At 69.0% G+C, this 12,776-nt stretch carries 14 protein-coding genes; 6 read left to right on the forward strand and 8 right to left on the reverse strand.

What is annotated here, in order from left to right; genetic code table 11:
- The first annotated feature begins 7 nt into the window (after window positions 1–7).
- Both AB4112_RS04905 and AB4112_RS04910 read left to right on the forward strand, forming a co-directional pair.
- Window positions 8–967, forward strand: a complete 960-nt coding sequence (locus tag AB4112_RS04905; RefSeq protein WP_441717458.1) for a carbohydrate ABC transporter permease — start codon at window positions 8–10, stop codon at window positions 965–967.
- Window positions 964–1,845 carry a carbohydrate ABC transporter permease gene (locus AB4112_RS04910; protein WP_441717460.1) on the forward strand — a complete coding sequence of 294 codons (882 nt, stop codon included), beginning with the start codon at window positions 964–966 and terminating at the stop codon, window positions 1,843–1,845. Before AB4112_RS04905 ends, AB4112_RS04910 begins: the two co-directional genes overlap by 4 nt.
- Before the next feature lie 10 nt (window positions 1,846–1,855).
- On the opposite strand, the gene AB4112_RS04915 is transcribed toward AB4112_RS04910, so the two are convergent.
- The 4 genes from AB4112_RS04915 to AB4112_RS04930 all read right to left on the reverse strand — a co-directional run bounded on the left by AB4112_RS04915 (window position 1,856) and on the right by AB4112_RS04930 (window position 7,735).
- Entirely contained in the window at window positions 1,856–2,581 is a 726-nt protein-coding gene (locus AB4112_RS04915) for a DUF2161 domain-containing phosphodiesterase (protein ID WP_441717462.1), read from the reverse strand.
- An 86-nt stretch (window positions 2,582–2,667) separates the two neighbouring features.
- Window positions 2,668–2,943 carry an HU family DNA-binding protein gene (locus tag AB4112_RS04920; protein ID WP_309795899.1) on the reverse strand — a complete coding sequence of 92 codons (276 nt, stop codon included), beginning with the start codon at window positions 2,941–2,943 and terminating at the stop codon, window positions 2,668–2,670.
- 133 nt (window positions 2,944–3,076) lie between these two features.
- A complete protein-coding gene (locus AB4112_RS04925; RefSeq protein WP_441717464.1) occupies window positions 3,077–6,790 on the reverse strand; it encodes a vitamin B12-dependent ribonucleotide reductase in 3,714 nt (1,237 codons plus the stop codon).
- A 474-nt stretch (window positions 6,791–7,264) separates the two neighbouring features.
- Window positions 7,265–7,735 carry a GNAT family N-acetyltransferase gene (locus AB4112_RS04930; protein ID WP_309795902.1) on the reverse strand — a complete coding sequence of 157 codons (471 nt, stop codon included), beginning with the start codon at window positions 7,733–7,735 and terminating at the stop codon, window positions 7,265–7,267.
- 140 nt (window positions 7,736–7,875) lie between these two features.
- On the opposite strand from AB4112_RS04930, the gene AB4112_RS04935 reads away from it, so the two are divergent.
- Window positions 7,876–8,460 carry a DJ-1/PfpI family protein gene (locus AB4112_RS04935; protein ID WP_309795903.1) on the forward strand — a complete coding sequence of 195 codons (585 nt, stop codon included), beginning with the start codon at window positions 7,876–7,878 and terminating at the stop codon, window positions 8,458–8,460.
- Window positions 8,461–8,475: 15 nt separating this feature from the next.
- On the opposite strand, the gene AB4112_RS04940 is transcribed toward AB4112_RS04935, so the two are convergent.
- Genes AB4112_RS04940 through AB4112_RS04950 form a run of 3 tightly spaced genes read right to left on the reverse strand, consistent with a single transcriptional unit; the run spans window position 8,476 to window position 10,464 of the window.
- Window positions 8,476–9,057, reverse strand: a complete 582-nt coding sequence (locus tag AB4112_RS04940; RefSeq protein ID WP_441717466.1) for a hypothetical protein — start codon at window positions 9,055–9,057, stop codon at window positions 8,476–8,478.
- Window positions 9,057–9,491: a bleomycin resistance protein gene (locus AB4112_RS04945; protein ID WP_441717468.1), complete on the reverse strand. Its 435-nt coding sequence runs from the start codon at window positions 9,489–9,491 to the stop codon at window positions 9,057–9,059. Before AB4112_RS04945 ends, AB4112_RS04940 begins: the two co-directional genes overlap by 1 nt.
- A 34-nt stretch (window positions 9,492–9,525) precedes the next feature.
- A complete protein-coding gene (locus tag AB4112_RS04950; RefSeq protein ID WP_441717470.1) occupies window positions 9,526–10,464 on the reverse strand; it encodes a ribose-phosphate diphosphokinase in 939 nt (312 codons plus the stop codon).
- 231 nt (window positions 10,465–10,695) lie between these two features.
- On the opposite strand from AB4112_RS04950, the gene AB4112_RS04955 reads away from it, so the two are divergent.
- The 3 genes from AB4112_RS04955 to AB4112_RS04965 all read left to right on the forward strand — a co-directional run bounded on the left by AB4112_RS04955 (window position 10,696) and on the right by AB4112_RS04965 (window position 12,297).
- A complete protein-coding gene (locus AB4112_RS04955) occupies window positions 10,696–10,845 on the forward strand; it encodes a hypothetical protein (RefSeq protein WP_309795910.1) in 150 nt (49 codons plus the stop codon).
- A 130-nt stretch (window positions 10,846–10,975) separates the two neighbouring features.
- The gene (locus AB4112_RS04960) at window positions 10,976–11,530 is read left to right on the forward strand and encodes a sigma-70 family RNA polymerase sigma factor (protein ID WP_441717473.1); all 555 of its coding nucleotides are present in this window, start codon (window positions 10,976–10,978) and stop codon (window positions 11,528–11,530) included.
- Window positions 11,530–12,297, forward strand: coding sequence for an anti-sigma factor family protein (locus AB4112_RS04965; RefSeq protein ID WP_441717475.1), 768 nt, complete (start codon window positions 11,530–11,532; stop codon window positions 12,295–12,297). Before AB4112_RS04960 ends, AB4112_RS04965 begins: the two co-directional genes overlap by 1 nt.
- Before the next feature lie 19 nt (window positions 12,298–12,316).
- Here the strand turns inward: AB4112_RS04965 and AB4112_RS04970 are convergent, their stop codons facing one another.
- Window positions 12,317–12,766, reverse strand: coding sequence for a GNAT family N-acetyltransferase (locus AB4112_RS04970; protein ID WP_309795916.1), 450 nt, complete (start codon window positions 12,764–12,766; stop codon window positions 12,317–12,319).
- Between the last annotated feature and the right edge of the window lie 10 nt (window positions 12,767–12,776).

Raw genomic sequence — 12,776 nt, forward strand, 5'->3', positions numbered from 1 at the left:
GCGCCCCGTGCGGGCGTCCGCCGTCGCCGGCTTCGCCGACAGCGCCAAGACGGGGATGATGTTGACCGAAACCGCCAGCCGGGCGCCCCGGCGCGTCCTCGTCGGCCGCAAGATCGCGCCCTATGTGTTCCTGCTGCCCTTTCTGCTGCTGTTCGCGGGCTTCCTGATCGCCCCGCTGGTCTATGCCTTCCAGATGAGCCTGTTCAAGGAGACGCTGGTCGGCGGCGCCCGCTTCGTCGGGCTCGACAACTACATCAGAGCCATCCACGACAAGAACTTCTGGGAAGGCGTGCTGCTGCTGTTCCGGTTCGGCTTCATGCAGATCCCGGTGATGCTCGGCCTGGCGCTGGTGTTCGCGCTGATCCTCGACAGCGGCACGGTGTTCGCCCGCAACTTCTTCCGCGTCGCCTTCTTCATCCCCTATGCCGTGCCGGCGGTGATCGCCACGCTGCTATGGGGCTATCTCTACGGGCCGGCCTTCGGGCCGTTCACGCAGCTGTCCGAGGCGCTGGGCCTGGGCAAGATCGACTTCCTCGGCATCGACACCCTGTTGCCCTCGATCGCCAACATCGCGGTCTGGGAATACATGGGCTACAACATGATCATCTACTACGCCGCGCTGCAGGCGATTCCCCGCGACCTCGAGGAGGCTTCGGCCATCGACGGGGCCACGGCGCTGCAGCATTCGCTGCGGATCAAGCTGCCGCTGATCGTCCCCACCATCATCGTCACCGTGATCTTCTCGATCATCGGCACGCTGCAGCTGTTCACCGAGCCGTACCTGATCCGGAACCTGGTGCCCAGCCTGATCAACAGCCATTACACGCCGAACTACTACGCCTACACGCTGGCCTTCACCAACCAGCAGTACAACTACTCCGCGGCGATTTCCTTCGTCCTGGGCGGGGTGGTGGCGGTGGTGTCCTACGCCTTCATGCTGTTCGCCAACCGCGGGGCCCGCCGATGACCATCGCCTCGAAGACGGTCCGGTCGCCCGCGTTCCGGCGCCAGCGCTGGCTGCTGACGGCCGTGCTGGGCCTGTACTTCATCTACAACTTCATCCCGCTGCTCTACGTCATCGTGTCGGCGACCAAGACCAACGCCGACCTGTTCGGCACCTTCGGCCTGTGGTTCGGCGACGACTTCAACTTCTGGGAAAATTTGCGCGGCCTGTTTACCTACCAGGACGGGGCGTTCTCGCGCTGGCTGCTCAACACCTTCCTCTACGCCTCGATCTCCGGGCTCGGCGCCGCCCTGTTCGCCACCTGCGCCGGCTACGCCTTCGCCAAATACCAGTTCATCGGCAAGAAGCTGTGCTTCGCGCTGGTGCTGGGCGCCGTGATGATCCCGCAGACCGCGCTGGCGGTGCCGCTGTTCCTGATGCTGTCCAAGATCGGGCTGGTCAACAATCCGCTGGCGATCATCCTGCCGTCGCTGGTGTTCCCGCCCGGCGTGTTCCTGATGCGGGTCTACATCGACGACGCGGTGTCGAACGAGCTGATCGAGGCCGGGCGCATCGACGGTGCGGGGGAACTGCACATCTTCTCGAAGATCGCGTTCCGCCTGCTGATGCCGGGCTTCGCGACGGTGCTGATCCTGGCCTTCGTCTCGACCTGGAACAACTACTTCCTGCCGCTGGTGATGCTGAACTCGTCGGAATACTTCCCGGTCACCGTCGGCCTGTCGCAATGGTATGCCGCCGCCACCTCGGGCAGCGGCGGCGCGGTGCTGTTCACCATCGTCATGGCCGGCGCGCTGGTCAGCATCCTGCCGGTGATCGCCGCGTTCCTGATCATGCAGCGCTACTGGCAGGGCGGCCTGTCGGCCGGCGGCGTGAAGGCCTGAAGGCGGCGGCTTAGCCGTCGACGGCCACTCGCTGTGGGTTGATCGATGCCTGCGGCCAGCGCTCGAGGGCCTGCCGCCCGGCATCGGTCAGCCCGTAGATGCCGCGCTGCTCGCGCAGGAACCAGCCATAGACGTTGTGCAGCAGGATCTTCGCGGCATCGGGCGCAACCGGCCTGAGGTCGCGGGGCCGCTGCGGCCCCTGCAGCAGCGCTGCGGCGCAGGACAGCGCCTGCTGCCGGTAGGCGGTCATGATCGGGGCGCGCGACCCGCCGCCCACGACCGGGTCGCCGCGCCGGCGCTGATGCTCCGTGACGATGCGCGACCGCCGCTTGGGGTTTCTGCGCGGCGCGGCCGCGTCGGGGCTGACCAGGATGTGGACGTCGCCGGCCTCAGTCACGCCGAGCATGCCGAAGCCCAGGCGCCGGCACAGGTTGCGGAAGCGCGAATCGCTTTCCCGGCCACGGCCGCGGCCGGACATCCGGGCCGCCAGCCAGACCTCGTCGCTGGCGGCGGCGCGGTCGACGCCCTGCAGCACCAGCTCGAGGTTGAAGGTGAGCTTGAGTTCGCCGATCACCACGACCGGCGGGTCGCTGCCGTCGATCGCCACCAGGTCGCAGCCCGCGACCTCGCCCTTGACCACGAAGCCGAGGCCTTCGAGGAAGGTTTTGACCGGAAGGTAGAGCGACGTTTCCAGGGCCGGGTTCTCCGACGATCTAGACCGGAAACGCCGCCGCACCGGATCGGCGCGGCGGGCAGGGATCGGCCGGGCAGGCCGCAAGGCCCGCCCGGCCTGGGATCCCCGTCGCCGGCGCCGGTCGAGGCTTAGCCGTTGAGGGCGTCCTTCACGGCCTTCGCCGCGGTGAAGGCCAGCTTCTTCGAAGCCGCGATCTTGATCGTCTCGCCGGTGGCCGGGTTGCGGCCTTCGCGGGCCGGGCGGCTGGCGACCTTGAACTTGCCGAAGCCGGGGATCGAGGTCTCGCCACCCTTGGCGGCGTCCGCGACGATGGTCGCAAACAGGGCGTCGATGACCTGCTTGGCCTGGGCCTTGGTGAGATTGCCGGTGGTGGCGACGTGATCGACGAGTTCGGCGCTGTTCATGAATCCAGACCTCGTGTGTGCCCCATGCGGGGCGGGATCGGCTGCGTAGGCCGAATACGGCGATTTGGCAAGGAAAGCTGCGTCGCGGGCCGGCTCCGGCGGCGGAAAACCGCCGGAGTCAGCCCGCCGGGGCTCAGGAACAGCCCGTGGTGCCGCCGCAGGTCTCGCATTTCAGGCAGGTGCCGTTCCGCACCAGGGTCATGTTCTGGCATTCGGGGCAGGGGTCGCCCTCATAGCCCTTGGCCCGGGCTTCGCGGATCTTGGCCAGCCGGACATCGGCGGTGCTGCCCAGCGCCGCGGCGCGCAGCTTGACCGGCTCCGGCGCCAAAGCGGTGGCGCCTTCGGTGGCAAAGGCCGTCGCGGCTTCCGTCACCAGCTCCTGCACCTCGGCCATCCGGGCCACCGCGAGGTCGCGGACGTTGCCGCCCTCGAACACCCGGAAGTTGCCGCGGACGAAGCCGGTGGAGGCGACCTTGCGGATCGGCGTCGCATCCGCCGTCGCCGGGGTCTTGCCGTCGTCGCGGGTCACGCCCTTGCCGACCGTGTCCGGCGTCAGGTCGTCCGGCGTGGCATGGGCCAGGTCGGTGCGGTCGAGATAGGATACCGCCAGCTCGCGGAAGATGTAGTCGATGATCGAGGTCGCCATCTTGATGGCGTCGTTGCCCTGCACCGGGCCCGAGGGCTCGAAGCGGGTGAAGGTGAAGGCCTCGACGAACTCCTCCAGCGGCACGCCGTATTGCAGCCCGATCGAGATGGCGATGGCGAAGTTGTTCATCAGGCTTCGGAAGGCGGCGCCTTCCTTGTGCATGTCGATGAAGATCTCGCCCAGCTTGCCATCGTCGTATTCGCCGGTGCGGAGGTAGACCTTGTGGCCGCCGACGATCGCCTTCTGGGTGTAGCCCTTGCGGCGGTGCGGCAGCTTGCCCCGGACGCCGCTCTTCTCGACGATCCGCTCGATCACCCGCTCGACGATCCGCTCCGCCACCATCGGCGCGCGGGCGCCGGACGGGGCCTCGATGATGCGCTCGACCAGGCTCTCCTCCTCCTCGATGTCGTCGTCGTCGAGCAGGGAGGAGTTCAGCGGCTGGCTCAGCTTCGAGCCGTCGCGGTACAGGGCGTTGGCCTTGAGGCACAGCTGCCAGGACAGCAGGTAGGCGTCCTTGCAGTCCTCCACCGTCGCCGCGTTCGGCATGTTGATGGTCTTGGAGATGGCGCCCGAGATGAAGGGTTGCGCCGCTGCCATCATCCGGATGTGGCTGTTGACCGACAGGAAGCGCTTGCCGATGCGGCCGCAGGGGTTGGCGCAGTCGAACACCGCGAGGTGCTCGTCCTGCAGCTCCGGCGCGCCCTCCAGGGTCATGGCGCCGCAGCAGAAGGTGTTCGCCGCCTCGATCTCCGCCTTGGTGAAGCCGAGATGCGACAGCAGGTCGAAGGAGATGTCGTCCAGTGCCGCCGCCGGCACGCCCAGGGTCCCGGTCAGGAAATCGTCGCCCAGGGTGTAGCGGTTGAACACGAACTTGATGTCGAAGGCAGCCTTGGTGCCCAGCTCGATCGCGTCGATCGCTCCTTGAGTGAAACCCTTGGCCTTCAGCGCGGCCCAACCGATCGCCGGGGAATTCTCCAGCGTGCCGTGGCCGACGGCGTAGCGGATGATGGCGTCGATCTGGTCGTCGCCGTAGCCAAGGACGCGCAGCGCCTCCGGCACCACCCGGTTGATGATCTTGAAGTAGCCGCCGCCGGCCAGCTTCTTGAACTTCACCAGGGCGAAGTCGGGCTCGATGCCGGTGGTGTCGCAATCCATCACCAGGCCGATCGTGCCGGTCGGCGCGATCACCGTCGACTGGGCGTTGCGGTAGCCGTGCGCCTCGCCGAGGCCCAGCGCGCGGTCCCAGGCGCGGCGGGCGGCCGCGACCAGGTCCTGGTCCGGGCAGGCATCGGCGTCCAGCGGCACCGGGGTGATCGACAGGCCTTCGTAGCCGCCGCTCTCGCCATAGGCGGCGCGGCGGTGGTTGCGGATGACGCGCAGCATCGCCGCGGCGTTCTTCTGGTAGCCGGGGAAGGGGCCGATGCTCTTCGCCATCTCGGCCGAGGTGGCGTAGGCGACGCCGGTCATCAGCGCGGTGATGGCGCCGCACAGGACGCGGCCGTCCTCGCTGTCATAAGGGATGCCCGACGCCATCAGCAGGCCGCCGATATTGGCGTAGCCCAGGCCGAGGGTGCGGAACTCGTAGGACAGGCGCGCGATCTCCCGGCTCGGGAACTGCGCCATCATCACCGCGATCTCCAGCGTGATGGTCCACAGCCGGCAGCCATGCTCAAAGGCCGGCACGTCGAAGGAGGCGTCCGCCCGGCGGAACGTCATCAGGTTCAGCGACGCCAGGTTGCAGGCCGTGTCGTCCAGGAACATGTATTCCGAGCACGGGTTCGAGGCGTTGATCCGCCCCGATTCCGGGCAGGTGTGCCACTCGTTGATCGTGGTGTCGAACTGCAGCCCCGGATCGGCCGAGGCCCAGGCGGCATGGCCGATCTTCTCCCACAGGTCGCGGGCCTTCAGGGTCTTGGCGACCTTGCCGTCGATGCGGCGGATCAGCTGCCACTCGCCATCCTGCTGCACCGCCTCGAGGAAGGTGTTGGTCAGGCGGACGGAGTTGTTGGAGTTCTGGCCGGAGACGGTGAGGTAGGCGTCCGAATCCCAGTCGGTGTCGTAGACCTTGAACTCGATGCCGGTGTAGCCCTGGCGCGCGAAGTGGATGACGCGCTGGACGTAGTTCTCCGGCAGCATCGCCTTGCGGGCGCCGATGATGGCGCGCTTCAGCGCCTTGTTCTGCTTCGGGTCGAAGCGGTCGCCCGTCTCGGCATCCGAGACGCCGTGGCACGCCTCCATCACCTCGTTGAGGTGCTGGCGGGCGAGCTTGGAGCCGGCGACCAGGGCCGCGACCTTCTGCTCCTCGATCACCTTCCAGTCGATATAGGTCTCGATGTCGGGGTGGTCGATGTCGACCGTCACCATCTTGGCGGCGCGGCGGGTGGTGCCGCCCGACTTGATGGCGCCGGCGGCGCGGTCGCCGATCTTGAGGAAGCTCATCAGGCCGGAGGAGCGGCCGCCGCCGGACAGGCGCTCGCCCTCGCCGCGCAGCTTGGAGAAGTTCGAGCCGGTGCCGGAGCCGTATTTGAACAGCCGGGCCTCGCGGACCCACAGGTCCATGATGCCGCCCTCGTTGACGAGGTCGTCCGAGACCGACTGGATGAAGCAGGCATGCGGCTGCGGCCGCTCATAGGCGCTGTCGGACAGGCGCGGCTCGCCGGTCTTGTCGTCGACATACCAGTGGCCCTGGGCCGGGCCGTCGATGCCATAGGCCCAGTGCAGGCCGGTGTTGAACCATTGCGGGCTGTTCGGCGCCGCCATCTGCTGCGCCAGCATGTAGCGCATCTCGTCGAAATAGGCGCGGGCGTCGTCGGCCGAGTCGAACAGGCCGCCCTTCCAGCCCCAATAGGCCCAGGTGCCGGCCAGGCGGTCGAACACCTGGCGGCCGGTCGATTCGCTGCCGACGCGCTCGGCCTCCGGCAGCTCGGCCAGCGCCTTCTCGTCGGGCACGCTGCGCCACAGGAACTCGGGCACGCCCTTCTCGCGGACGCGCTTCAGCCGGGCGGGGATGCCGGCCTTGCGGAAGTACTTCTGGGCCAGGATGTCGGAGGCCACCTGGCTCCAGTCCGCCGGCACCTCGATGTCGGTCTGGCGGAAGACGACGGAGCCGTCCGGGTTGCGGATCTCGCTGGTGGCCGACCGGAACTCGATCCCGTCATAGGCGTCGCGCCCTTCGGCCGTGAAGCGCCGTTCGATCCGCATGTCCCCCGTCTCCTTCTGCCGGTCGCGCCGCAACGCGACCCCCGCCTGAACCCGATCGGGGACCGCGATCCCCGTGCCGAAACCATCGATGACTCAGTACCGGCGAGTCGTCACGCCGTAGTCAAGGAACCGTCATATCCAGTCAAAAGCAGGTGCAAAACAAGCATTGTAATTCAAAAATTTGCTGGCCCTGTGGAAAACCATGTGGACAAACCAGTGAATAGCCAGTGAAGAACCGGTGACTATTTCCGGTGAGCCGCGAAAAACCTCGGCTCATCGGCCGGGCGCGCTGTCACAATCCAAAGGGATGCCACGATTCCGAGTCTGTGGCGGACCCTAGGGGTGGGCGACAAATCACGCTCAGGCCCCACATATTGTGTCAGTTCCGTGGCGCGTGCAAGCCTCCTGTTATGCAACCGAGGATCGTTCCGCATGCGGATTCCTTATGGGAATCACCGACTTGGCCGGATTCCTTCAGTTTCCGGAGAAACCGAGCAGCAAGTCGGGCAGCCCCTCGTCATTGTCGGAGCCGTCGCCTTCACTGAGAATCACGGCGCCATGGGCACGGTAGAAGGCCAGGGCGCGGGCGTTGTGGGCGAAGCAGTAGAGCCGCAGCTCCGGGCTCTCGCGCCGGGCCCAGGCCAGCAGCGCCCGGCCGATGCCGCGGCGGTGGTGGTCGGGATGGATGTAGAGCTGGTCAAGCCAGCCATTGTGGAGCGCGGCGTAGCCCACCGGCGCGCCGTCGCGGCAGGCGATCATCACCTGGGACCGGGTGGCGGTGTGCAGCAGGAAGCGCCGGATCGCGGTGCGGCTGTGCAGGTTGGGAATGCCGGCCGATTCGCGGGCCCGGCGGTGGATCGCCGCCAGCACGCCGGCATCCGCCGCCGTCGCCGGCCGCAATGTCAGCTTCGCCCCTCCGTCCTCACCCAGGCTGGCGCCGTGCAAAACGACCTCGCCGACTCCGTCCGAAAGCTGCCGCGACGATGCGGATGCGGGCGAGGGGCGTCAAGCAAGGGGCGCGTGAGGGTGGTCGGATTGCGGGATTCGTGATAGGAACAAAGAAGGAACTTTCTCGGGAGGAGACCATGGCCAAGACCGTCGTCGCACTGTTCCTGGACGGCTGGGCGGATTGGGAGGCGGGGCCGGCGCTGGCCGGGCTGCGCGAATGGCTGGGCGGGGCCGAGGTCACGGCCGCCACCCTGGACGGCCGCCCGGTCCGGTCGATCGGCGGCCTGACGCTGCAACCCGACCGGACCCTCGGCGATCTCGATCCGCTCGCCGCCGACATGCTGATCCTGGTCGGCAGCGACGTGTGGTGGCAGCAAGGCCCGCTCTCGCCGGTGACGGCGGCGGTGCAGGCCCGGGCCCGGGCGGGCCGACCGACCGCGGGGATCTGCGCCGGGACGCTGGCCCTGGCCCAGGCCGGCCTGCTCGACGACCGGCCCCACACCAGCAACAGCCTGCAATTCCTGACCAAGTACGCGCCGGCCTATCGCGGCCAGGCGCATTACCAGGACCGGCCCAGCGTCGGCGATGGGCAAGTGATCACTGCACCGGGAACGGCGCCGATCGCCTTCGCCGCGACGATCTTCCGGACCCTGGCGCCGGAGCAGGAGGAGACGATCGCGCAGTTCGAGCAGATGTTCGCGCTGGAGCACAAATCGGCCTGAGCCGGTGCCGCCGGGCTATCCGTCCGCCCCCTGGTCGAGCAGCGCCCGGCCGCGCGGCGACAGGCGGTAGCCCACCTCCAGGCTCTCGGTCAGGCCCAGTGCCTTCAGCTTGCGCACATCGGTCTTGAACGTCAGGGTCTCGCGGCCGCAGCGGGCGGCGAGATCGGCGGCGCGAATGCCCGGTCCGTCCGCGATCAGCCGCAGCAGTGCCCAGGTCCAGGCGCCATGCCGGCCGGACTGGTCCAGCCGCTCCAGCCGCTGGCGCAGCGCCGCCAGATCCTCAGGCGTCAGGTCGTCCTGCTCGCGCAGCGCCGCGCGCGGATCCGCGCCCTGCAGCCGGAAGGCGATGCGGTAGAACTCGCCCTCCGCTCCGGCCAGCCCGGCCAGCAGGTCGTCGCGGGAGGAAAAGCCGGCCTGCAGCGCTTCGGCCATGGTGATGCGGTCGGCGGCGACGATCTCAACCGATTCGATCGCCAGCACCCCGGCCGGCGTCGTCAGCGTGCCGCCGGCCCGCACGGTCGGCCGGCGCCAGCGCCGGAAGGCGAGGGTGACGGTGCCGGCGGCGATGCGGTCCAGGACGGGGCGCTTGAACAGCATCAGCGATCGCCCGCCGGTCGCGGCCGTGACCCGAGGTCCTGGAAGAAGCGCAGCAGATAGCCGTCGGGGTCCCGGACCACGAACTGGCGGTTGCCGGTTTCGCCGTCGTCGCGGCGGTACCAGCGCTCCTCCAGCGGCAGCACCAGCGGGGCCTCGGCCGCCAGCACGGCGGCGTGCAGGGCGTCGACATCCGCCACCTCGATCTGCAGGTTGACGCCGCGGCCATAGGGTGGCTCCAGCGGCCCGGCCAGCCAGGTTCGCCCGGCATCCACGGGCTGCTCCAGCATCAGCGCGGCGCCGTCGCGGTCGAGCCAGGCGAAGCGCTCCTCCGGCCGGTCGTAGCGCACGGCGAAGCCGAGCACGCCGGTGTAGAAGCCGAGGCTGCGGCCGATCTCCGAGACATACAGCTCGGGCACGAGCTTGGGCGAAGGCATGGCGGCGGCCACGGCAGATTCGAGGGAGGAGAGCTTAGGCGTGGAACAGCTCGCTGACCGATTCGCCGGCATGGATCCGGCGCATCGCCTCCGCCATCGCGGGCGCGATCGACAGCACGGTCAGCTTCGGATGGTGCCCGGCCCCGTCCACCGGGACGGTGTTGGTGCAGACGATCTCCAGGATGTCGTCCTGGCCGCCCAGCCGGTCCAGCGCGCCGCCGGAGAACAGGCCATGGGTGCAGGCCACGCGGATCGACCGGGCGCCCTGGCGGCGCAGATGGCCCAGCAGCTCCAGGATCGTGCTGCCCTTGGCGATCTCGTCGTCGATGACGATGACATCCTTGCCGCGCACCTCGCCGATGATGGCGCTGATCTCGACCCGGTCGTTCTCGAAGCGCTGCTTGGCGCCCATGGCCACGCTCGCGCCCAGCAGCCGCGCGAAGGCGGTCGCTTCCTTGGCATAGCCGAGATCCGGCGAGACCACGACGGCGTTGGCCATGTCGTAGCGGCGGAAATGGCCCGCCAGCTCGCGCAGGGCATGCAGATGGTCCACCGGCACGCTGAAGAAGCCGTGCACCTGCGGTGAATGCAGCGTGGTGGTCAGCACCCGGCCGGCCCCCGCCGCGACCAGCAGGTCGGCCACCAGCCGGCCGCCGATCGAGATCCGCGGCGCGTCCTTCTTGTCCGACCGGGCATAGGCGTAGTGCGGCATCACCACGGTGATGCGCGACGCCGAGGCGCCGCGGGCCGCGTCGATCAGCAGCAGCTCCACCAGATGCTCCTGCACCGGCGGGCTGAGGGTCTGGACCAGGAAGACGTCGCGTTCGCGGCAATTGGCCTGGAGCTGGACCCCGAGGCAGTCATTGGCGAAGCGCTGGACCCGGGAGGGGCTGAGCGGTACGCCCAGCGCGGCGCAGATCTCGGCCGCCAAAGCGGGATGCGAGGTGCCTGAGAAAACAGCGATCTCGGCCATGCATCCCCCGGTGTCGAATCGATCCGATCGGCGCCGACCGTAGAGGGGACGACGGGCCTTGTCCATTCCGCGCGACGGCCAGGACGAACCCACATCTATCGCAGCCTGAGCATGATGGCGGCGAGCTGTGTGAGGGCCGGGCCGGTCCAGCGGCGATCGAGCGTCGGGAATAAACCGGGGCCGGCCGCGATCTCCACCATCGGACGATCCCGTCCGGACAGGAGACCTCCGATGACCCGTCGCGATGACGCCGACCAGCCCGGCGGCATGAATCGACACGGCACCCTGCGCTGTCCGGCGCTCGGCACCGGCGGCCGCTTCGGTCGGACCTTCACGGCGCCCGGCGCCATCGGGTATTGCTGTGGCCGCCCCTGCGCATGACCGGCGGGATCACCGTAACGCCGTGACCCGACCCAAACTGGTGAGGCCGCTCGACGCCATGGCGGGGCTGGATGATGCTGAGACGGCGGCCGGGTCGCATGGCGCGGCCCGCCCTGCCGGGGAAAGGCCCATGCGCAGGACGGATGCGGCGACGGCGAAGCGGTTCCGGGACACCGTCCTGCCGTGCCTGGACGATGCCTATACGCTCGCCCGCTACCTGACCCGCAACCCGGTCGACGCCGATGACCTGGTGCAGGAGGCCTATGCCCGGGCCCTGCGCTATTTCGACGGCTTCAGCGGCGGCGACCCGCGGCCCTGGCTGCTGGCCATCCTGCGCAACTGCTTCTACGCCTGGCTCAGGGCCAGGCGGGCGCAGCAGGGCGAGCCGCTGCCGGACCCCGACGAGACCATCGCCGAGGCCACGACCGATCCCTGGGGCCAGGCCCCGGAAGATCCCGAGGAGACCCTGATCCGCATCGACGAGGCGGCGGTGGTGCGCAGCCTGGTCGAGGCGCTGCCCGAGCCATTCCGAGAGGTGCTGGTGCTGCGCGAGATGAGCGACCTGTCCTATCAGCAGATCGCGGCCGTGACCGAGGTGCCGATCGGCACCGTGATGTCCCGGCTGGCGCGTGCCCGGCTGCTGGTCAAGCGTGCGTGGCTGGCCCGCCAGGCGGAGGAGAAGTAATGAGCTGCCCGGACAAATCGGTGCTGCTGCACGGCATGCTCGACGGCGAACTCGATGTCGTCGGCGCCCTGGCCTTCGAAGCGCATATGAAGGAATGCCCGGCCTGTGCCGCGGAATACCAGCGCCAGCAGGCGATCCGGGCGGCGCTGCGCCGGCCCGAGATGCGCGACCGCGCGCCGGATGCGCTGCGCCGGCGGATCGAGGCGCTGGCCGATGTGCCGGCGGAACCGTGGTGGCATCGCCTGCTCCAGGGGTGGCGCTGGGGCGGTGCCGGGGCGGCGATCCTGGCGACGGCGATGGCGCTTCTCCTGTTCATGCCGGGCGGTGGCGAGGACCTGACCCAACAGCTGGTCGACAGCCATGTCCGCTCGCTGCTCGCCGAGCATCTGACCGACGTGGTGTCGTCGGACCGGCACACGGTCAAGCCCTGGTTCGCCGGCAAGCTCGACGCGGCGCCGCCGGTGATCGACCTCGCGCCGCAGGGCTTCCCGCTGGCGGGCGGGCGGCTGGATTATCTCGACCGGCGGGTGGTCGCGGCGCTGGTCTACCGGCGGCGCGAGCACATCATCAATCTGTTCGTCTGGCCGGAGCCGGGGGTGCGGGATGCCACGGTGACCGAGGAGACGGAGGAGGGATACCGGCTGCTGCACTGGACCCGGGCGGGGCTGCAGTTCTGGGCGGTGTCCGATGTCGACATGTCCGACCTGCAGACCTTCCAGGCCGCCTATCAGGACGGCGTGGCGGAGCAGGGGGCAGCGGCGCACTGAAGCCCGCCGCCGCCTGGGTTTATAGGGTCAGCTTCATCCCCTCATGGCTGGCGACGAAGCCGAGTCGGGCATAGAAGCGATGGGCGTCGGCGCGCTGCTTGTCGGTGGTCAGCTGCACCAGGGCGCAGCCGCGGTCGCGGGCGCGGGCGATCGCCCACTCCATCATCGCCTGGCCGGCGCCCTGGCCGCGGAGCGACGAGTCGATGCGCACGGATTCGATCTGCGCCCGCCATGCGCCGCGGCGCGACAGGCCGGGAAGGAAGCTCAGCTGGAAGCAGCCGACCACCGCGCCGTCCGCCTCGGCCACGATCATCTCCTGGTTCGGGTCGGCTGCGATCGCGTCGAAGGCGACGCGGTAGGGCGCCTCGACGGCGGTCTCGCGATTCTTGCCCAGCGGATCGTCCGCCAGCAGCCGCAGGATCGCCGGCAGGTCGGCAGCCGTCGCCGCGCGCATCGTCAGGTCCATCATTCACATCCTC

The sequence above is a fragment of the Inquilinus sp. 2KB_23 genome, assembly GCF_052115705.1.
In the GTDB taxonomy this organism is placed as follows: Bacteria; Pseudomonadota; Alphaproteobacteria; order DSM-16000; family Inquilinaceae; genus Inquilinus; species Inquilinus ginsengisoli_A.